The sequence below is a fragment of the Variovorax frigidus genome (assembly GCF_051216515.1).
In the GTDB taxonomy this organism is placed as follows: domain Bacteria; phylum Pseudomonadota; class Gammaproteobacteria; order Burkholderiales; family Burkholderiaceae_C; genus Variovorax.
Map to the genome: position 1 here is coordinate 851511 of NZ_JBPJZF010000001.1, position 21303 is coordinate 872813.

General features: G+C 66.3%; 14 protein-coding genes. 5 read left to right on the forward strand and 9 right to left on the reverse strand.

Annotated features, from left to right (window positions below; all coding sequences use genetic code 11):
* Window positions 1-234: 234 nt before the first annotated feature.
* From ACSFBC_RS04025 to phnD, 9 genes are all read right to left on the reverse strand, one after another.
* Window positions 235-510: a hypothetical protein gene (locus ACSFBC_RS04025; RefSeq protein WP_435509006.1), complete on the reverse strand. Its 276-nt coding sequence runs from the start codon at window positions 508-510 to the stop codon at window positions 235-237.
* 1 nt (window position 511) lies between these two features.
* Window positions 512-856, reverse strand: coding sequence for a hypothetical protein (locus tag ACSFBC_RS04030; protein WP_435509007.1), 345 nt, complete (start codon window positions 854-856; stop codon window positions 512-514).
* Window positions 850-1251 (reverse strand): hypothetical protein, encoded by a 402-nt coding sequence (locus tag ACSFBC_RS04035; protein WP_435509008.1) that lies wholly within the window; start codon window positions 1249-1251, stop codon window positions 850-852. Before ACSFBC_RS04035 ends, ACSFBC_RS04030 begins: the two co-directional genes overlap by 7 nt.
* A gap of 19 nt (window positions 1252-1270) precedes the next feature.
* Window positions 1271-1555, reverse strand: a complete 285-nt coding sequence (locus ACSFBC_RS04040) for a hemagglutinin repeat-containing protein (RefSeq protein ID WP_435509009.1) — start codon at window positions 1553-1555, stop codon at window positions 1271-1273.
* A gap of 136 nt (window positions 1556-1691) precedes the next feature.
* Window positions 1692-2213: a hypothetical protein gene (locus ACSFBC_RS04045; RefSeq protein ID WP_435509010.1), complete on the reverse strand. Its 522-nt coding sequence runs from the start codon at window positions 2211-2213 to the stop codon at window positions 1692-1694.
* Window positions 2210-12067: a hemagglutinin repeat-containing protein gene (locus tag ACSFBC_RS04050; protein ID WP_435509011.1), complete on the reverse strand. Its 9858-nt coding sequence runs from the start codon at window positions 12065-12067 to the stop codon at window positions 2210-2212. The genes ACSFBC_RS04045 and ACSFBC_RS04050 overlap by 4 nt, the downstream gene beginning before the upstream one ends.
* A gap of 84 nt (window positions 12068-12151) precedes the next feature.
* Window positions 12152-12970: a hypothetical protein gene (locus tag ACSFBC_RS04055; protein WP_435509012.1), complete on the reverse strand. Its 819-nt coding sequence runs from the start codon at window positions 12968-12970 to the stop codon at window positions 12152-12154.
* Between the two features lie 106 nt (window positions 12971-13076).
* The gene (locus ACSFBC_RS04060; protein ID WP_435509013.1) at window positions 13077-14846 is read right to left on the reverse strand and encodes a ShlB/FhaC/HecB family hemolysin secretion/activation protein; all 1770 of its coding nucleotides are present in this window, start codon (window positions 14844-14846) and stop codon (window positions 13077-13079) included.
* 243 nt (window positions 14847-15089) lie between these two features.
* Window positions 15090-16148 carry a phosphate/phosphite/phosphonate ABC transporter substrate-binding protein gene (phnD, locus tag ACSFBC_RS04065; RefSeq protein WP_435509014.1) on the reverse strand — a complete coding sequence of 353 codons (1059 nt, stop codon included), beginning with the start codon at window positions 16146-16148 and terminating at the stop codon, window positions 15090-15092.
* A gap of 195 nt (window positions 16149-16343) precedes the next feature.
* On the opposite strand from phnD, the gene ACSFBC_RS04070 reads away from it, so the two are divergent.
* The 5 genes from ACSFBC_RS04070 (at window position 16344) to ACSFBC_RS04090 (ending at window position 21083) form a co-directional block, all read left to right on the forward strand.
* Window positions 16344-18230: an ATP-binding response regulator gene (locus ACSFBC_RS04070; RefSeq protein ID WP_435509015.1), complete on the forward strand. Its 1887-nt coding sequence runs from the start codon at window positions 16344-16346 to the stop codon at window positions 18228-18230.
* A gap of 163 nt (window positions 18231-18393) precedes the next feature.
* Complete coding sequence (locus ACSFBC_RS04075) at window positions 18394-18942, forward strand: pseudouridine synthase (RefSeq protein ID WP_435509016.1); 549 nt, start codon at window positions 18394-18396, stop codon at window positions 18940-18942.
* A gap of 46 nt (window positions 18943-18988) precedes the next feature.
* Window positions 18989-19897 (forward strand): peptidoglycan DD-metalloendopeptidase family protein, encoded by a 909-nt coding sequence (locus ACSFBC_RS04080; RefSeq protein WP_435509017.1) that lies wholly within the window; start codon window positions 18989-18991, stop codon window positions 19895-19897.
* Window positions 19898-19920: 23 nt separating this feature from the next.
* Entirely contained in the window at window positions 19921-20721 is an 801-nt protein-coding gene (locus ACSFBC_RS04085; RefSeq protein WP_435509018.1) for a carbon-nitrogen hydrolase family protein, read from the forward strand.
* Window positions 20722-20837: 116 nt separating this feature from the next.
* Entirely contained in the window at window positions 20838-21083 is a 246-nt protein-coding gene (locus tag ACSFBC_RS04090; protein ID WP_435509019.1) for a hypothetical protein, read from the forward strand.
* Window positions 21084-21303: the final 220 nt, after the last annotated feature.

Below are 21303 nucleotides of genomic sequence, written 5' to 3' on the forward strand. Positions count from 1 at the left end.
TTTGAGCCTGCGTCATAAATAAGCACGCCCCCATTTTTTGCTGTTTTTAGAAGCGCACCAACCGGGGGATTCACAACAAAACTCTGAGCCGCCTCCGTGTATTGAGAAAATGAAGGGTACTCTGGAAACTCCTTCCCATGCTTCGCCCAGTGCCCGGCAGTATTCCCCTCCATGCTTCCTGCCGTTGAGTGTTACCTGGGATCGCTCCATATATCATCCAAAATAAAATACAAATCAACCCCTATTAATAAACACATGAAAGGCATCGGGGAAATTTCGCTTGAAAAATTCGCAAAACCCTGGAAGGTCAGTTATTATTTCAATTCCGTTTTGATCTTCAATCTCGACAATTCTTCCATCCGTCAGCTGAGATTGAAGCTTCGAGAGCACCTTTCCAAGCCACTGCATCGGCGTGGCAGTTCCATATATTTCAGCCTCTCTAAGGCGCAGGAAAAGTGCCAACTCAACTCTTCCCGCATTGATTTGATCATCAAAATCCTCTAGATCCATATCATTTCCTCGTCATGCTGCCGGTGGATGCATTGTATGCATACCCGTTTGCTTTAAGGTACTCATACTCTCGCCCAAACCCACTTAGTTGACCATTTCGATAGAAAGCAGCGTCATTGGGCCGTGTGGCGAGATAAAAATCATCGGAGCGTGCGATTGCGGCGTCCAAGAAAGGTCTATTGACTTGCTCCCAAAATTCGTCCGCACCCAGCTTTGCAAACAAATCATCTGGGGCGTTGAAAACATTGAATCCTCCTGGTTTGGGATCAGCAAATCCTAGACTCTTGGGCAAGCCAATTTTCTTGTCGATAATGTTCGCCGTATCGTCACGGTACGTTCCTAGCACCGTTGTGGTTTTCCCGGGGTTGCCTGAATCACTGTCCCGCTTGAAGTGGCCAGCGCTTGAGGGCTTTCGGCCCCATCCCGATAAAAATTATTGGCAACCCTCGCCGCCGCATCATCCGAAAGCGTAGTCCCCGTGCGCCGGAGTACGAACTCCTTCACCACAGAACTCGTCAGCACCCGTGCTGCAGCGAACTCGCCCAGGGTGGCCACGTCCACGGCCAGCAGCCCCAACTCAGCGGCGGCCCGAATCACCGGCGCCTTGTCGATCACGTTGATCGCCGTGTTGAGTTCCTTGATGCTCAGGCGCGCCTGCTGGCGCGTCTCTTCGCTCACCTTCGGGTCGAGCAACAGTTGCTCCAACTCCGCCCGATTTTGTTCGAGGTACTGCTTCTCCACCAACGAACTGCGCTTGAGTTCACCAGTGTTCCTTGCGCTCTTGCGTGCTGGTGTCCTGCAGGCTCTCGATGTTCAGGTTGCCGCCCACATCCGCCGTGACCTTCGGGCCTTCGATGACCGCGCCTTTGAGGTTCAGGTCGCCGCCGCTGGTCACGTTCACGGCTTTGCCACCGCTCACGTGCGTGTTGTTGTAGCTGACGTCGCTGCCGTCCTCGTTGCCCCGGCCTCGGCTCACGCCCAGTTCGATGGTGAAGCCGTTCTGGCTGCCGCCTGCGAAGCCCACGGCCCCGTCCCCGATGGTCACGATAGTCAGCGCGACGCTGGAACCCTCCTTGCATTCGCTGCGCGAAGATCATGCCGATATTCATGAGCCCGCATGTTGGACGGTGTCGTCAGTGAAGCCACCAGTACCGATAATCACCAATTGACTTGCATCCCTCTTAATCGCGAACCCAGCGCGGCATCTGTGTGCTCAGGTCATCCGTACTTCCATCGATTGTGTAAACCTCTTCACAAACAGGCCAGTCCTTTGGGCAGGCGCGAACAGCCAACTCCACCGACCCGTCGCCTTTGCAATGGCGGACTACCGAACGAAAACTACCATGCTCACCATAGGGGTTCTTTAGTTGAAAGCGGAGGGTGCCATTCGCATCAAAAATGGCCGCGTTGTGTGAGCCGCAGAAGGATGTGAAACCTACCCGAGAACGTTTGTTTTCCAAAAAAACAACAAATACTCCGGTTCGATCCGGAAGTAAATGAGCGATCTCATCGACTGGAAGAAGAGTTCGCGTTCCATCATTCAAATCTAAAGCAGTGCTGAGACGGATGACCGGTTTTTTCAGGCTATCAACATGCACCCAGCGCTCCGCGCTCTCTCCCCCTCCCTCGTACACAACTTCCGCAATACGCGTATCGGCCCCCATCCACCGACCGATAACTCGATCTATTAACAATGCATTCATCGCAGCGCCTTGATGGAAGATGGATCAATCATAAAGAGACTTGGTTTCGATGCAGGACGACTTGTCATAAAGTTCACTTGCCGCCCACCGCCAGGCAAGTATGCGGAAGTGGACGAGTCCCACATCGAGCCTACGGTGCCCTCACGCACCCCTACACCGGGCTTGACGGTGAATTCGATCGAATAAAGAATCTGACCTTGAGACGTCCCCTTGAAACCTTCAGTTATCGCGAGATTGTTTCGAACATCCGATATTGAATTAATGGGATCTTTGGTGGCCCACCCCCCAAGCTGTTGCGAAGCAGAATCCATATCCCCGTCTCGAATAGATGCCTTTATTGCATCGTATTGCTTCTGATCTATCACCATCCTATAGGTCTCCGGCTGCGTAAGCGTGCGATCCACCACTAACGTTCCTTCTTTCCATGCAGGATATGAAGTTCCCCAGAAAGAAGAGGGATGTCCCAACATCTGGGCAACCTGCTCATCACTCAATTTTTTCATTGCGTCAACGCGCGGCAATCCATCTCGGTCGATGACCTGACCGGCATTGACGTTTTCGGCTCGCATAGTAGTGCCCGGCTGAAATTCCTTGGTCGCGGCTTGGGCAAACCCGTCAACATCTCGGTAAAAATTATTGGCAATCCTCGCCGCCGCATCATCCGAAAGCGTAGTTCCCGTGCGCCGGAGTACGAACTCCTTCACCACAGAACTCGTCAGCACCCGTGCTGCAGCGAACTCGCCCAAGGTGGCGACGTCCACGGCCAGCAGCCCCAACTCAGCGGCGTCCCGAATCACCGGCGCCTTGTCGATCACGTTGATCGCCGTGTTGAGTTCCTTGATGCTCAGGCGCGCCTGCTGGCGCGTCTCTTCGCTCACCTTCGGGTCGAGCAACAGCTGCTCCAACTCCGCCCGATTTTGTTCGAGGTACTGCTTCTCCACCAACGAACTGCGCTTGAGTTCACCAGTGTTCCTTGCACTCTTGAGGTCGTACTCCTGCTGGACCTTGACCTCGCACGAGGTATCACCCCTGGCCTGGCACACCTTGATCTTCTGATCGCGGCTGCGCAAGCTGTTCGCCGTCAGGTAGTTGTTCGACGTCTCGTTGAATGCGCCCGCAGCGCCCGCAGCGCCACCAGCCACGGCGCCCGTCGCGGCGCCGGTGGCCATGATCAGCGCTTGCTTGACCGGGACCGGAATGTCCAGCTCGGCAAGTTGCTCTCCGATCATGGGCACGGCGATGCTCGATGCCGCAGCACCGGCCGCGCCTCCCGCTCCACCGGTCAGCCCTCCCACTGCCGCATGCGCTGCGATGCGGTAGGCGCCGCCTTCTTTCCAGTTGCTGCCCATTTCATCTGCTTCGGCGTAGAGCGCAGCCTTTCGCTGGGGATCATTTTCTGCAGCGGCTTGTGCGTAGAGCGCATTTGCTTCATCGAGCTTCTTGTTGGCATAAATGCCCACTTCCGCGCTGGCCCGCTGCCCGAACTCCTGCGTGATCTGCGACTGCGCCTGCACGTCCTTGACCAACTTCTGCGTGTCCCACTGCTTCACCAGCGCCCCGGTGCTGGCGCTGTCGCCGGTGCGCACGCTCTCGTCGCCCGCGATGCCGGAGATGCCCGACCGGGTCGTGCTGGTCTGGCTGCCGCTGGTATTGCCGACTCCGGCGCTGCCGCCGGGGCGCGCGTTGGCTGCTGCGTTGTCCGCGGCCTTCTGGTCTGCTGGCGTGCTGGCCGTGCTTTGATCGCCCAGCGCACCCGACACACTCCCGCTGGCCGCGTACCCACTGGCCCCGTAAGTGCTGTGGTTCTCGATGTCGCTGGTCGTCAGGCTCGCCGTGGTGAAGCTGTTCTTCTTGTCGTCGATGGCCGCCTGCGTGCTCGTGATGACACCGCCCTTGAGGTCCGTGCGGCCCTTCACGTTCACGTCGAAGCCGCCGTCTCCCGCCTTGATGCCCGACTGCTCCGTCACGCTCGCATGGCTGCCATTGGCCTTGGCGCCTGCGACACTGCCGCCCACCGTGCTCACGCCATAGCAGATCGGCGGGATGCACAGGCTGGCGTTGAACCCCGAGCTGTTCTGCTTGGACACTTGCGTGCTGGTGTCTTGCAGGCTCTCGATGTTCAGGTTGCGGCCCACATCCGCCGTGACCTTCGGGCCTTCGATGACCGCGCCTTTGAGGTTCAGGTCGCCGCCGCTGGTCACGTTCACGGCTTTGCCACCGCTCACGTGCGTGTTGTTGTAGCTGACGTCGCTGCCGTCCTCGTTGCCCCGGCCTCGGCTCACGCCCAGTTCGATGGTGAAGCCGTTCTGGCTGCCGCCCGCGAAGCCCACCCCGATGCTCGCGCCGCTGTTGCTGTGGGTGCCGTGCTGCTGCCAGCTGTTCTTGCTCGCCTCCAGCGTGATGGCGTTGTCGGCGGCCAGGTTGACCGTATCGCCCGCCGCAATGGTGGAGCCCACGGCGCGGATGTTCGAGTCGGCGCCGCCGCCGGTGGCCACGATGTTGACGTTCCGTGCGCCCACGACGCTCGAGCCCACCGCTTCGCTGGCCTGCGTGCTGCTCTGGCTCTCGCTCTTGTTGCGGCTGACGTTGACGCTGACCTTGTAGCCCACGCCGCCGCCCGCCGCCACGGCAGCGGCGGTGTCGTAGACCTGCCTGCCCTGCATCGCAAGGTTGGCCGCGCCCAGTGCCTGCATGCGGGCGTCGCCGCCGGTGTCGCCCATCGCCCTGACAGTGTTGGCAGCCCCTCGCAGGGTGTCGGTGCTGATACCGCCGACACTGGCGCTGCCGCCCAGCACGGTGCTGGCGCTGTGGGCCTGCGTGCGCGAGTCGCTGGTGTTGTAGGCCTCGTCGATGAGGACGTTCTTCGCAAGGATGTTCACGTCGCCACCCACCAACGGGCCGGCCTGTCCTGCGGCCAGCACGCTGCTCGCGGTCTGGCGGTAGGTGCCGCCGGCGACCAAGGTGACGTCGCCTTTTAGGCTGGCGACCTGGCTGCCGCTTTGCGTGACGCCGTGGCCCTGGCTCGCTTCGTCCTGCTTGACGTTGCCGAAGGACGGGTTGGTGCTGGTGCCGATCATCCCGCTCTTGCGGCTGGCGCTCTCGCTGCTCCCGCTGCGAGTGTTCTGAGCACTCTCGATGGTGAGGTCGCGCCCAGCGATCATCGTGACGTCATCGTCGGCGACGATGATTGAACCTCGCACGGTCGTGTCCCGGCCGCTGACGGTCTTCACGCTGCCAGCCGAGAGGGTCGTTCCAATGGCCTCGGTGCGCGTGACCGCGTTGGCACCCATCGCCGCGTTGCTGCTCAGGAGCTTCGCGCCCACGGTGTCAGCGCCCAAGGCAATGCCGCTGACCTTGCCCAGGCCGGTGGCCGAATGCGTGTCTTCCTTGAAGTGGCTTTCGGTGCGCCGCTGATCGGCTGTGCTCAGCGCGATGTCGCGTCCGGCCGTGAGGCTGGTCACGCCTTTGGAATGCACCTGTGCCGCCTCCAGCGTGACGTCACGGCCCGCCACGAGCGCCACGCTGTCGCCGCTCAGTCGGCTCGACAGCACTTGGGACTCGGCCACGTCGTCGCGCCGCGTGTGGCTGGATCGGGACATCGTCCCCTTGTGCTCGCTGAAGCTCGCGCTGCTCACGCTCTCGGTGGACTCGCCGGCGCGCACGCGAATGTCGTTGCCGGCAGTCCCGATGAGAGCCCCCGCATTGCTGACCACGGCTGCAGCCTTGATGTCGAGGTCGTTGCCCGCTGCGAGTCGCACATTGCCATCAGCCACAACGACGCTTCCCACGTCTTGGCTCTTGGCAGTACGTCTGTAGTTCTTCGCATCCCAAGTGATGTCCTGGGCGTTGGACGTGGCAACGGTACCCAGGTTGACGTCGTGTCCCGCGCCTACGGCGACGGTCCCCTCGCTCGCCAAGATTGCACCGACGATGTTCGTGTCGTTGCCCGCAGAAGCAATCAAGGTCCCACCCGGATTCGTCACATACAACCCCGCCACCCGGTCCAGGTTCGTGCGGCTGCCTTGCGCGCTGGTCTGCGTGCTGGTGGTGCTGCGGATGTTGATGTCGTGCCCGGCCGTGAGCACGGCCGCGTTGCGCGCCTCGATGCTGCCGCCGATGTTGTCGAGGTCGTTGCGTGCGGCGATGCCCACGCTGTCGCCCACGATGCGACCGCCGAGGTTCTTCACGTTGTCGGCATGGATCGACACGAGCTTGCGACCCGCGATCGTGCCGGTGTTGACCAGGTCGCCCAGGCCCTTGTCGTCTTCGCCGCCTTTGACGCCGACGGTCTTCCCGGACAGCAGCGCGCCGCTGCCGTCGATGTCGCCGGGCCTGACGCGCACGTACACCTGCGGCACCAGCACGCGCTGGGTGCTGCCGTCGGGCAAGGTCACGGTCTGCTCGACCAGCCAGACGATGTCGCTGGTGAGCTGTGCCATCTGTGCGGCACTCAGCGCAATGCCGGGGCGCAGGCCGTACTGTTTGGCGAAGGTGGCGCCAGCATTCATCAGCGCGATGTACTGCGCCTCGTCGTTGCCGAAGCCTTCGAGATAGCGGTAGCCGGTGAGCTGCGCGATCTGTTCGCGGATCAGCTTCTGCTCGTAGAAGCCGTCACCCAGGCGCTTGAGCGTGTTGTTCGGGTCCAGGCCCAGGGCTTTGAACAGGTAGTCGCTGCTCAGCCAGTTTCGATAGCCCGCGAAGCGCGGATCGGTCTCGACCAGGTAGCGGCCATCGTTGCCCGTGCGGAACAGGCTGGCCGAGGGCGCGCGCGGCTCGGGCGTGCTGGTGCGCACGACCATGGGCCCATCGCCGCGCACCGCACCCGAGCCATCGGCCGCCGCGCCGCCCGGGGCAGTGACGTTGGCCGGCACCTCGGTGAAGGTGCGGCCGCGGCCCGAGGCGGTGCCGGTGCCCGCAGCGCCGGCTTGATCACCAACGACGACCTTGCCAGGCTCCGGGGGCTTTGCATGCTCGGTCGCGTCCGTGCCCGGCTCGTAGCGCCAGCCGGGCAAGGCGAAGGTGGTCTTGGTGTCGGCGGGGGTGTAGTCGGTCTTCGGCGAAAACCATTCGGTGCCACCGTCCAGACCGCCATGATGCGTCCAGTAGTGGTAGAACGAATCGCCCTTGCGGCTGATCACCTCGGCGCCTTCGGTCTGGTGGTTCTCCGGCGCCCGATCGGTGGTGAGGGCGCCACCGGCCAGCACCTGGCTGTCGGTGTTGATGAGCTGGCCGCTCAGCGTCATGTTGCCGCCCGCGACGATCTTCGCCGGGTCGCTGGAGTTGCCCGCGCTGTCCCGGCTCACCGACTCGGTGTATTTCAGTTCGGTCCAGGCCCGTGCGAGCTGCTGCAGGCGGTTGTCTTCCTTGACCTCCGCGTTGTAGGCATCGAGGGCCTTGACCAGGTGGTCCAGGGCCGTGGTGTAGCTCGCGTCCCAGGCAGCCTTGGCATCTTCGTAGGCCGCGCAGACCGCAAAGGGCCTGCAGCCGTACTGCGACGGCAAGGGCTCCGGCGTCTGGGCGGGCGGCGTGACGCCGAACTGCGCAAAGCGTGCAGAGTCACGTGGTTCGGTGGTCGTGACCGGCGCATCGCAGCCTCCGGCATCGCCCCCGTAGCAGTTCTGCGTGGTGACGACGGCCGGCGGCGCCTCCTGGCGCTGGCCGTATTTCTCGGGGTGCGCCTTCAGGTAAATCCACTTGCTGTTCAGAATCACGAAGTCCGAAGCAGGTCGAGACTCGGTCCAGCCCTCCGGAATGAGTTCCTCCTTGTACACGCTCGATACCGGTACGCGATCCACCTTGAGGTGCTCGTTGCTGTTGCGGATGGTCGCGGCCGACAGGTGCATGTCGCCCAGCGACTCGATGGTGGCGCTGGCGTTATGGATCAGTTCAGCCTTGCCGGTGGCGTGGCGATCGGCATCGAGCGCGCCGCCGATGGCCAGGTCACCGCCGCTGAAGAGCAAGGCATGCTCCCGGTTGAGCATCGTCCTCGCGCCGATGTCCAGCCGCTGACGCGCGGCGATGCTGCCAGCCTGCGAGCGATCGCCGTCGTTGAGCACGCTGTCGGCCGCGATCGACACATGGTCGCCGTAGATGCGGCCGGTCTTGGCGTTGACCACGGCCCGCGCATTGAGTTGCGTGTCGCGCCCGTCGATCAGGCCGCGGTTGGTCAGCGTGTCGGCGGCCGTGACGAGGGTGGTGTCGCCGCGCATCTCCGCGCCTTCGGCGTTGTCGACGTTGCGCCCGCCGACCGCGAGCGTGCCACCCGCGAGCAGCTTGCCGTGGTTGCTCACGTTGCCGGCCGATGCATAAGTCAGGTTGCCGTTGGCGCTGATCTCGCCTTCGTTCACCAGGTCCTGGCTCAAGCGCAGCGCCAGGTCCTTGCCCGAAGTGATCTTGCCGTTGCCGACCAGCGACGATGCCTCCAGTTGCAGCGCCTGGTCGGCCACCAGCGTGCCGCCGGTGTTGGTGAGTTGCAGCGTGCGCGCGCCGATGTCCACGGCCGGGTCTTCGATGCGCAGCACGTTGTGCGCGGAGATCAGCCCGCCGGTGTTGTCGACATGGCCTGCGCTGCGGACCGTGGCGTCGACATCCGCACGGATCGCACCGGCCGTGTTGTTCAGCGTGGCGGCGCCAAGCACCAGGTTCTTGCCCTCGATGCCCCGCTCGTCGCCCTGCGTGTGGGCGTTGGTGATCGTGGCGGCATTCAGCGTGGCGCTGCCGATCGAGCGAATCAGGCTGCCGCTGTTGTCGATGGCGCCCGCATCGATGCGCATCGCGCCGATGCTCTGCGTCTTGCCGCCGCGGTTGTCGTAGAGCGCGCCCTGCGTGTCGATGTTCAACGCGGCCTGGCCCAGCACCAGCCCGCCGTCACCGTTGACGACCGCGCCGGTGTGCGCAACAAGATCCTCCTTGGCGCCGATGAAGCCCGCGCTGTTGTCGATGGCGCCCGTGGCCAGCGTCAGCGTGCCTGCGCTGGTGATGCCGCCCTGCTTCGTCTCGTAACCCGTGGCGTCGGTGTTGGTCAGCGCCTGGCCGTGGGTGTCGAGGCGCATCGCACCGCCGGACTGCAGCAGGCCGGCCGTGTTGTCGAAGGCGCCCGAATCGATGGCTGCCGTGCGCGTGGCTGCGAGCGTGCCGTGGCGGTTGTCGAGCGCCTGCCCGCGCGTGTCGATGGCGAGGCTGTCGCCGATCACGCGGCCTGCTCCTGTGTTCACCAGGCCGTTGTTGACCAACACCACTGCTTGGCCGGCCTGCATCGCGCCGCCGGTGTTGGTGGTGACGCCCGAGGTCGTGACGTGCAGTGCGCCCTTGACCGCCGCCACGCTGCCATGCGTGTTGTCGAGGGTGCCGGCGTCGAGCCGCAGCGCGTTGTTTGCGGCGATGGTGCCGCCGGTGTTCTTCACCGCGCCGCCTGCGCGCAGGTCGAGATCGTCGATCGCGCCCAGACTGCCGCCGCGGTTGTCGATGTCGCCTGTGATCTCGATGCGTGCAGCACCTGCGCCGGTCTGCACCATCTCGCCGGCCTGGGTGTTGGAGAGACTCGATGCACCGACCACCAGTTGGCCGGCGCTCAGCTTGCCTGCATCGTTGCGCAGGGTCTGCGCGCCCGAGGCCCTGGCATCGATCTGCAGCAAGCCAGCGGCGGACACCACCGCATGCTGCGTGACGACGTCGCCTCGGGTGGCCGTGATCTGCATGTCGCCCGCATGGCTGCGGCTGTCACCGAGATCGACGCCCGCACCTTGCAGGCTGGCTTTGCCGGCAGCCACGACGTCGCCGTGCGCGGCCAATTGCTGTGCCGTGCGCAGGTGCAGATCGCCGCTGCTGCCGAGCTGGCCATCTGCCTGCACACCCGCGCCCAGCACGCTGGCCTTGGCGCTGTCGAGCGACTGCGCGGCGAGCGTGAGGTGCCGTCCCGCCGTGATCGCGCCTTCGTTGAGGGCAGCGCCGTCGACGGTTACCGAGGCATCCTGCGTACCGCGCAAGGCACCCGTGCCCAGGTTGTCGAGCGTGCCGGCCTGCACCGACAGATCGGTGCCCGCGCCGATCGTGCCGTTGGTGTTGCGCAGTGCGTTGCGAACGCTCAGGCGCACGTCTGCTTTCGAGGACTGCAGCGCACCCGCACTGTTGTCCATCGACTGCGCGGTCACGCCGACATGCCCGCCGGCGACCAGCGTGCCGGCGCTGTTGGTCAGCGCGCCATCGGCCTTGACGTCGAGCGTGCCGACCGCAGAGACGGTGCCCCGCGTGTTGTCCATGTCGCCGCCCGCGGCAAGGCTCGCATCGCCCTGGCTCGTCAGCGTGCCATCGGTGTTGACCAGATCGCCCGTGCTCGCGATGCGCAGGCTGCCCGCATGCAGCTTGCCGCCGCTGTTGTCGAAGGTGCCCACGTCGGCTTGGAAGCCGCGCGCCACGTTCAAGGTGCCGCCCGCGTTGCCGAAGCGCTCGCCGCTCACGGCCAGCGTGCCCACGCTCAAGCTGCCGCCGCTGTTGTCGATGCGCGGCGTGTTCAGTGCGATCTCGCCGCCTGCGTAGATGCGACCGCCGTCGTTGAGCAGGCTGCCCGCGGCGCGGATGGCGCCCGGGCCTGTGGCCGCTGCGGGCTGTGCGGGTGCGGCCTCGGCGGTGACCGTACCGCCGGTGGTCGCCATCGTCCCGGTCCCCGTGGTGGGCGTGACCGATCCACTACCGCTCGAACCGCCGCCCGATGGGCTGGCACCGCCGCCCGCCTCCGGCTGCACGGCCACCGGCTCCACCCCGATGAACCCGCCCGCCGTGTTGCTCAGCACCGGCGCCGTGATCGCGATGTCACGCGTGCCCGCCTGGCGGACCGTGCCGCCGCGGTTGTCGATGTCGCTGCCGCTGTGCAGTTCGACCTTCGCGCCTTCGAGCGTGCCGATGTTCTCCAAGCGCCCCGCCGCGGTGACCACCAGGCCACCGACGCCCGCGCCGATGTGGCCCGCGTTGCGCACGCCCAGGCCGGCCTCGGTGCCGATCAATGTGATCTTGCCCGCGTACATGCCGCCCAGCGCGGCCACGTCGAGCGCGAAGGTGGGTGGGGTGCCCGTGGGCGTGACAGGCGCCTGCACGCTGCCGTCCGCCGCGACCTGGTTGGCACCGGTCGTCACACGAAGCTCGTTGGCCCAGACCCCTGCATTGAGCTGCACCGCCCGCGCCAGGATGGCCGCGTAGTCGGTCTTGCTCGCGTCCAGGCCCCTGCCTTCGACATTCACCGTGCCGCCTCTCACGAGGAAGCTGTCGAGCCCGCCGTTGGTGTTGAACTGCGGCGTGCCCGTGGTGAGCGTGGCGCGGCTCGCGTTGATGAAGCCGCCGCCGTCGACCTGGATACCCGCGGGGTTGGCGATGATGACTTCGGCGCGCTGCCCGGCGACTTCGACGTACCCGCGCAGCTGGCTCGGGTTGTTGCTGTTCACCTCGTTGAGGATCACGCGCGCGCCGCCGCCCGCGAGCCAGGGGTTGCCCTGCACCCAGCCGCCCAATTGGGTCTGGGCGTTGGTGCGGCTGTTGTTGAGGATCACGCCCTTGGCGTTGACGTCGAACTGCGAATACGTGTTGCGCGAGACGCCCGCGGCGCTGGGGGTCTGGATGTTGACCAGCGGCACGCCGTTGGGTGCCGCCAGCAGCGTCGGGCGCTGGCGCCCGGGCGCACCGGGGTCGGCCACGATCTGGGCGTGCAATGGGGCGCTCATCAGGGCCGCGGCCACCGCGGCCACGCTCACCGCCGCCGAGGTCGCGCCGCTCGCGCCCTTGCCTGTGCTGCGCGCGCTTTCCTGCACCACCATGCGCAGGCCGCGCGCGGCGTTGAAAACGATACGGTAGAGATGCTTGTTCATTCTTTTTTCTTTCCCTGAGCGCGCGCCGTACGCGCGGAAACACGGCGGGCAGGAACGCGATGCGCCCCTGCCCTCCTCACGCCATCAGGCAGCGCAACGGAACTTGGCGACGCCGATGTAACGCGCGCCGTTGGCCAGCGTGGCCGCGTAGCTGGCGGCCACGAGGAAGGCACCGCCACCGGCGTCGCCGATCTGCACCGCGGCACCGGAGCCGCCGCTCAGGTAGGCGCCCGTGACCGATGCGCTCGATGTCGACGAGATCGTGGTGCCGAGCGGGGCCGCCCCTGCGCTGCCGGACGCTGCCACGTTCACCGCGCCGCCCACGGTCGCACCGCCTGCGCCGAAGCTCAGGGTGGCCGAGCCGGAGGCCGTCCCGCTGTTGGGCTGCGCGCCGCTGCCACCCTGCGTGTAGGTGGGCGCCGTGAACACACCCGCGTCGCAGGTCAGAGAACCCATCGCCGGGAACTGCGCCGGTGTGTTGACCCCGAGGTAGTGGTAGGCGCGGTTGTCGGTGCCGCTCAGGGTCTCGCTACCGCTCGAGCGCGTCACGGTGCCCGCGGCCCAACGCCCCAGCGCGTAGGAGGCATCGCCGCTGATGTCCTTGGTCGCGCTATTGCCGCTGAGCACGGCGTCGCTGAGCTTGGTCATCGCGCCGCTCGAGGCCTGGACGCTGGTGTCGAGCCGGCCGAAGGTCTGCGAGCCGATGCCCACCAACTGGTAGCGCGAACTGGCGCCGGCCGCAAACCTCGCGCTCACCGAGCCGCTGTCGGCGCTGGCCGGAGCGCTGGCCGTGCCGGACGTCGATGCAGCGGGCGCCGCACCGCCGTCCCCGCCACCCCCACCGCCGCAGGCCTGCAGCAATGCGATGGAAAGAATCGACGGAATGAAGAGCTTGGAAGTCATTTTTTTATCCCTGAATGTTTGAATGAAATTGACGTCGCCTCGAGGGCTGACGCGATGCGTGACAGTGCGTGGTGGTGCGTGATGGATTCGTCGGGCAGCGCTCCTTTCAGAAGCTGAAGTTGAGGTTGAAGCCACCCGTCACGTGGGCGGTGCGGTAGCCCTCGGGCTTGCGAAGGGGCGTGCCGACGAAGAGGTCGTAGCTCAGGCCCTGGAGAGCGCTCGCCGTGCCGCGCAGGCCGAGCACGCCGCCCGTGAGCCGCTTGCCCAGCAGGAATTGCGACGACCATCCGCCGACCTCGCCGTGGTCGATGCCGACATACAGTTCGCCGCCGCTCTGCCCCAGCGCCCAGCCGACGTCGTTGCGGATCAGCCAGCCGCGCTCGGCCATCAGGCTGGTCTCGCCGTCGAAGCCGCGCACCGTGTAGCGCCCGCCGACGGCGAAGCGGTCCTGGGGCGTGAGCGGCGTGCGGTTCCATTGCGCGCGCCACAGCGCCGAATAGCGCAGCTTCTGGTCGCCCAGCTGGAAAGGCAGGTTCAGGCTGGCATCGGCTGCGACCAGGCCGAAGCGCGACGTGCCTTCGCCGAAGAATTCCTCGGGCGCAGGCCGCGAACCGAACGCACCGGTGCCGCGGCGGTACTGCAGGTTGGCGTCCAGCGTGGCCGTGCCGAGGAACTCGCGGTGGTTCAGCCCCAGTTCCCAGCCGCCGACCACGCGGCGCTGCACTTCGATCTCGGTGTCGTCGATGAAGTTGAACGAGGCCCGGCGGAAGGCGCGCAGCGCCAGCGTGGTCTTGCGGCGCTGGTCGCGGTACAGCAGGCGCGACAGCCGCACTTCGGCGTTGCGCGACTCGCCGGCGTAGACGTAGTCCTGGCTGAGGCCGGCCACGCTCTGGTGGTAGCTGCTGCGGCTCGCCGTGGCGCCCAGCAGCCAGTCGCCGTAGGGGATCGAGTAATGCAGGGTCTGGCCGGCGGTACCGCGCGCGCCAGGGTTGAACAGGTCGTGGTTCACGCTCAGGTAGGCCAAGTCGTTGAGGCCCAGCGGGCCGTCCCAGGCGACGGTGGCGCCGGCCTGGGTGCGCCCGGTGGCCCGGGTGCCGCTGTCGTCCAGGCTCAAGGTGCCGCGCAAGGGAAACCTGCGGCTGTACTTCACCACCAGGTCGCTGTCGCCCGGCTTCGCATCGGCGGCCTGCGACGGTTCGATCTGGATGTCGGTGTCGGCGGTGGGCAGGCGCTTGAGGTTCTCCAGCCCCTGCTCGACGTCGCGCAGGTTCAGCAGGTCGCCCGGCCGCGCGGGAATGGCGTTGCGCAGCGCGGTGCGCTCGCCCGTGCCCTCGGCGAAGCGGATCGCCGCGATGCGCCCGGGCACGAGCGTGAAGGCCAGCGTGCCGCCCGCCAGGTCCTGCGGCGGTGCCAGCACGCGGGTGGTGACCCAGCCCCTCTCGACCAGGGCCTGCTGCAGGCGGGCCAGCACCGTGTCGACGCCCTTCGTGCCAAGGCAGCGACCCAACGGTCCGTCGTCGCCCTGTGCGCCCGCGGCAGCGGTCAGCAGCCATTGGAACTCGGCGGCCCGCTCGCCCCCCAGCACCAGGCGCTCGATGCGAAAGCATGGCGTCTCGGCGTCGGGCAGGCGCCCGGGTGCGGGCGACGTCTCGACGGGCAGACGCGCATCGACCGCACGTTCCTGCTGGGTACGCAGCGCGCGTTCACGCTCCTGCTGGCGCAGTTCCTCGATGAAGGGCTGCGGCGCGGAAGCGGTCTGCGCCACCGCAGGGGTGCCGGCAACCAGCGCCCCCACGGCCAGCACGCTGGCGGTCAGCGGGCCTGCAACGGCGATCGAATGGCGGGGACGGAAACGGCGGAAATAGAAAAGCGACATGGACACCCTGAAACGCAGCATCCATTGGCTGCGACGGGCGAATTGTCTTTTCTATTGCACCAATTGATTGTCAATCAATAATCAAATGTCGCAATTTTTCCCCATGGGCCTCGAAAAAATTCGGACACAAATCCAATTCAATTATTCATTTTCAGCACAATGAATTCTTTTCAATTCATTCACTGCACGCCTCCGCCGTTTTTAGCCGCGCAGCGAACTGGCCTGCATCCCACAGGCGGGGCTTCAGGGCCCCAATTCGCGCAGCACCGCGAGTTGCTCGACATAAGCGCTTTCGATGCGTTGCAGCCTGGCCTGCCGGGCCGCTTCATTGACCCACTGGGCGGCCATCGCGTTCTGCCGCGCCAATTGGTACGCCAGACGCGCGGCGGGCAACAGCGAGTCGTTGTCGGCAGCAAGGAAACCGGCCAGGCCGTGCAGCGCGCGCAGATGGCCCCGCTCGATGTCGCCGCGCGCCCCCTTGGCGCGCGCGTAGCCGACCAGGAAGTTCTGGACCTGGCGCTGCAGCGTCTCCGGATAGTCGCGCCGCACCACGATCTGGGCGTGCGGAATCAGGTCCGATTCCCATATCACCCGCAATCGCGCGGCCTCGACCGGAAATTTCAGTCTGAAACGCTCGAAGTCCGCAGTGTTGTTGGTCGCCACGTCGGCCTCGCCGTTGGCCACCGCCAGCGCCGTGGCCTGGTGCGTGCCCACGAGTTCGCTGCGAAAGCGGGTCTCCATCGCGATGTGGTGCGGCAGGAACAGCTGCAACTGCGGCGCGATGAAGCCCGACACCGAGTGGCTCTCGCCGCGCGCCAGCCGCCAGCGCTCGGGCTCGGCCAGCAGGCCGTCGAGCGTGCGCAGCGGCCCGGTCTTGCGCGTCAGCAGCAGCGCGCGGTAGCCCGGCAGGCCGTCGTGCCGCGTGACCTGGGCCACCACCCGCATGCGCCGCTGGGTGACGGCGTCGAGCGCCATGCGGCCGGAGAGAAAGGCCATGTCGACTTCGTTGCGCTGGATCGCCTGTTCGAGCGCCTCGTACGACGTCACCGACAGCACGCTCACCGGCCGGCCCAGCACCCGGCTCAGGTCGGCGAGCACCGGCTCCCAGTCGTTGCGCGATTCGAAGGCGCCGCCCAGCGGCAGGATGCCGAATCGCACCGGCTGCCCCAGACCGGCCTGGGCCCCGGCGACGCCTGGCAAGGCCCCGGCCATTCCCAGGCCGACCAGCGCATGCAGCAACCGACGGCGCACGCCATCGCGGCCGCGTGGGACCCAGGGGGACGGTAGGCTGGCAGCAGGCATCGGCGGGTGGAAATATCTCCATCGACAGGTCCGGCCGAATGCCGACTGGCCAAACGGACGGTGCCAAGTACACAATTAGAAACCAAGCTTGGCTTGATTAGTGACGTATTTCACACTTTCATGGCTGCCGTGCCACCTCTGAACGCCTCACGACCCCCATCGCCGGCAACGGACGGGGCCCGGTATGGCCGAACGATGCGTGAGTGGCTGTCCGCGCGCCTGGTGCACCTCTCCCTGGCCCAGCAACTGGTGATGCTGGCCTTGTTGCCAGCCAGCGTGGCCACGCTGGGCGCCATCGCGGTGCTCACGCGCCAGCATCTGGACGACGTGACCGAGCTGATCCGCGCCAATGCGCAGACGGTCGCGCTGCAGGTGGCCACCGTGGCGCAGGCACAACTGCAGCGCATGGACCGGCGCGGGCTGATGCGCACCGCCCAGTCGGGCACCTACCAGCCGCATGTGCAGCAGGTGCAGATCCGGTCGGAGGAAGGCGAGATCCTCGCCAATGCGGAGACCGTCGACCGCCGTCGCAGCGAAGGCCTGCAGGTGTTCACCCCGATCATGGGCGAGGACGGCCAACGCACCGGTCAGGTGATGGTCGAGATCAGCCTCGAGGCGGCCGAACGCGCGCGCCGCGCAGCCCGCTTCAACGTGGCGCTGGTGCTGCTCGCCAGCCTGGTCGGCGTGGGCCTGACCGGCTGGTGGGCGGCGCGGCGCATCAGTGCGCCCATCGGTGCGCTCGGCGAGGCCGTCGATCGGCTGGGCGCCGGCGAGGAAGCCAGCGTGGCGGTCGAAGGCACGGCGGAAGTGCGCCGCCTGCAGAGCGGCTTCAACCAGGCGGCCAGTGCGCTGGCAGAGAGCCGGCGCCTGCTGGAAAGCCGCATCGCCGACGCCACCGTCGAACTCGCCCGCAAGAACCGGCAACTGGAAGTCGCGAGCCAGGCCAAGACCCGGCTGCTGGCTGCGGCCAGCCACGACCTGCGCCAGCCGCTGCATGCGCTCACGCTGTTCTCCGACGGTCTGGCCAACGGCGAGACCGACCCCGTGCGGCTGCAACGCATCGGCCACATCCGCGAATGCGTCGATGCGCTGGACCGCTTGTTCTCCGAACTGCTCAACCTGTCGCAGCTCGATGCGGGCGTGCTGCGACCGCAGTGGAGCGACTTTCCGCTGGACAGCCTGTTCGACGAGATCAGCCGCAACTTCCGCCCCGTGGCCGAGGCGCAGGCGCTGCGGCTGGTGGTGCGCAAGACCGCGTTGTGGGTGCGCTGCGACTACGTGATGCTCGCGCGCATCCTCAACAACCTGGTGTCGAACTCGTTGCGCCACACCACCGAGGGCGGTGTGCTGATCGGGGCGCGGCGCCGCGGCAAGGGGGTGCGCATCGACGTGCTGGACACCGGCATCGGCATCGCACCCCAGCACCAGACGCGCGTCTTCGAGGAGTTCTTCCAGGTCGAGACGCGCGGGCAGCAGCACAGCCACGGCGCGCGCGGCATGGGCCTGGGGCTGGCGACGGTACGACGGCTGGCCAGCCTGTTGAGCACGCGCGTCGAGCTGAATTCGCGCCTGGGCCGCGGCACCGGCGTGCGCCTGCTGGTGCGCGGCACGGCGCCGGCCGCCGACGCCGCCACCGTGGCGCACACCGGGGCCTCCGGAGCGAATGCCGAAGCACGGCTCGACGGCGTGCGCGTGCTGGTCATCGACGACGAACGCAGCATCCTGCTCGGCCTGCAAAGCGCGCTGTCGAGCGCCGGCGCCAAGGTGATGGCGGCACAGAGCCAGGCCGAGGCCCTGGCGCTGGCGGACGGCTGGGGACAGGCGCCCGATGTGGTGGTGAGCGACCTGCTGCTTCGGGGCGACGAGAACGGCCTGGATGTGCTGGCGGCGCTGCAGCGCCATCCGCGCGGCATCGGCCCGTTCACCGCGCGGCTGGTGGTCACCGGCGAGACCCAGCCCGACCAGCTGCGCGACGTCGCGCGCGCGGGGATTTCCGTGCTCCACAAGCCCGTGTCGCCCAAGGTGCTGCGTCAGGCCATCCTGGCGCAGCTGACGGCCGTCAGAGCCGCTCGCACCGATTGATTTCATCAACATCGGTCACTCAAACGGCCCCGTTCTCCAAGCCCTGCCCGGCCCGCGGTGCCCTCGGCGCCAGCGGGCTGACACCCGGGCGCGCGCCGAGGTCGAATGCATCGCCGCACGCTGAGGGTTGTGCCTTCGTCCTGGCGGCTATGCTGCCCGCGCCATGGCTCTTATTTCTTCCCCCCGCCTGATCCGATTCAACAAGCCCTACGGCGTGCTCAGCCAGTTCACGCCCGAAGGCCGCTGGCAAGGACTGAAAGATTTCATCGACCTGCCCGGCGTCTACGTGGCCGGCCGGCTCGATGCCGACAGCGAAGGCCTGCTGCTGCTGACCGACGACGGCCAGTTGCAGGCCCGTATCGCCGATCCGCGCTTCAAGATGGAGAAGGTGTACTGGGTGCAGGTCGAAGGCGTGCCCGACGACGCAGCGCTGAGCGCCCTGCGCGACGGCGTGACGCTCAACGACGGCCCGACCCGCCCCGCCCGCGCGCGCCGGCTCGACCCGCCGCCCGCCGTATGGGAACGCCAGCCCCCCATCCGCGTGCGCCAGTCCATCCCCACCAGCTGGATCGAACTCGCGATCAAGGAAGGCCGCAACCGCCAGGTGCGGCGCATGACCGCGGCTGTCGGCCACCCGACGCTGCGGCTGATCCGCGCGGCCATCGGGCCGCACACGCTCGACGGTCTGGCGCCGGGCCGTTGGGTCGGCTGAAGGGCTCTCGTCCACCCGCACCGAGCGCGCTCGCTAGACTTGTCCGATGGCCATTCAGAACCCCCCGTTTTCTCTCCCGATCTCCACACGCCGCAGCGCGCTGCTCGGCACGCTGGGCGCGCTGCTGCTGCCCGCCGCACCGGCCTTCGCGGCCAAGTCGAAGGCCGCCGCGATATCCCCGACGTCCTCCGGGGTCTGGCCGCATGCCTCCGCGGTTCCCGGCGGCGTCGCGCGGCTGTCGCTCGGCACCGCGGCCACACGCCCCGTGGCGCGCACCGCGGACGATCTGCCGCTGCTCGTGATCGGCGACCCGACCGAATGGACCGCGCTGGTCGGCATCCCGCTCGCGGCGCAGCCCGGCAACGCGCACATCGTTCGACGCACCGAAGGCGGCCGCGACGAGCCGATCGCCTATGCCATCGCTGCGAAGCAATACAGCGAGCAGCGCCTCAAGGTCGCACCGGGCAAGGTCGACCTGTCGCCCGAAGACCAGGCGCGCTACGAACGCGAGCGCGACCATCAGGCCAAGGCAATCGCCACCTTCACCGCGGTGCCGGCGCACGACCTGCAGATGCGCGTGCCGGTGCCGGGCCGGCGCTCGAGTTCCTTCGGCCTGCGCCGCGTGTTCAACGGCCAGTCGCGCAATCCGCACGGCGGCATGGACATCGCAGCGCCCACGGGCACACCCGTGCGCGCGCCGCTGCCCGGCCGCGTGATCGACACCGGCGACTACTTCTTCAACGGCGGCACGGTCTGGCTCGACCACGGCGGCGGGCTGCTCACGATGTACTGCCACCTGAGCACGATCGACGTGAAGGTCGGCGACGAAGTCAAGACCGGCGACCGCTTCTGCGCCGTGGGCGCCACCGGCCGCGCGACCGGCCCGCACCTGCACTGGGGCGTAATGCTCAACCGCACGATGGTCGACCCGGCCCTGTTCATCGCAGCGTCCTGAGCGCTGCACAGTAAACCCCTCGCATGACCACTCTTCGAATCGCCCTCGCCAATATCGAGATTCCATCGAGTCCGAAGGATTCCGTCGAGCGCGTCCTGCGCGTGCTGCCCGACGCGGCACGCGCAGGCGCGCGGGTGGTTTGCTTTCCGGAAGCCTATGTTCCAGGTTACCCGTGGGGCGAGCGGCGGCCTGATCCGGTCAGTGCTGGTTTTCTGCAAGACGCCCATGCCACCATCGCGCAAGCGGCAGCCAAGAACAATATTGCCGTGGTGCTCGGCACTGAGCGCTACGTTTCAGATCGGCCACGTCTCACCGCGCTTGTCATTCAGTCGAACGGTGATGTTGCAGGTTTTCAAGACAAGGTGCAGCTCGATCCCAGCGAGGATGCGCGCTACGAGCCTGGTTGCGAGCGCCAGATATTCGAACTGGATGGCGTGCGCTTCGGCGTCGTGATCTGCCATGAGGGCTTTCGCTATCCGGAGACCGTGCGCTGGGCTGCTCGCCGCGGCGCGCAGTTGGTGTTCCATCCGTTCTACGATGAAGCCGTCACCGGCGCGTTCCAGCCCACCGAATTCGCAGATGCGCGGAACACCTTCCACGAGAAGACTTTCCTGTGCCGTGCTGCTGAGAACAACGTCTTTTTCGCTGCTGCGAACTGCGCCAGTCCCGGGTCACCCACGACGTCGGCAGTTGTGCGACCGGACGGCTCCCTGCTCTGCTACCAGCCTTACGGGCAAGTCGGCTTGCTCGTGTGCGACATTCACCCGGCGGAGGCCACGGGTTTGCTTGCCCGCAGGCTCAACACGGCGTCAAACTGCCTGTAGATCTCGTCGCAACATACGGGTGATCGCTGTCGTACATCGGCGGCTGCCTCGGGCCCCGCGCAACCTCAGCGAGGACGCTGCAGTCGGCCCCAACCAGACGCATGGAGGGAACGCCCATGGAAGCCATTTTTGAGATAGTTCTGGTGTTGACCGGCTCGGGCCTGGTTCGCATGCTTTCGTTCGGAAGGTGGCGCGGCGAATCCTTGACAGGTAACGAGGGACAAGTACATGCCGCTGCAGGCGCTCTGTCTTTCGTGCTCGGCGAACGTCGAGTGGTGACGACCGCCGGCCTCACGCTGATCGGTATGGCGTTCTATGGATTGCTCCTAGCGGCAGGAATTTTTCTGGCCGCGCGTGGATGAGGCCACTTTCGGCCAAAAGCCGACTTCTCAATCACCCTCAACGCGATGCGATCGCCTCGTTAGGACGCCGATGCAGAAATGGCCTTTGAAGGCGCACCCAACACCGCGTGCATCACGGAGACCATTGACGCGCCCGAGCAGGGTGTGATCTTCGAATGCTAAACGGAGGACGCAGGCGAAGGTCCGGTTCTGGCCTCATGCCGCCGCCGCCCCGATGTTC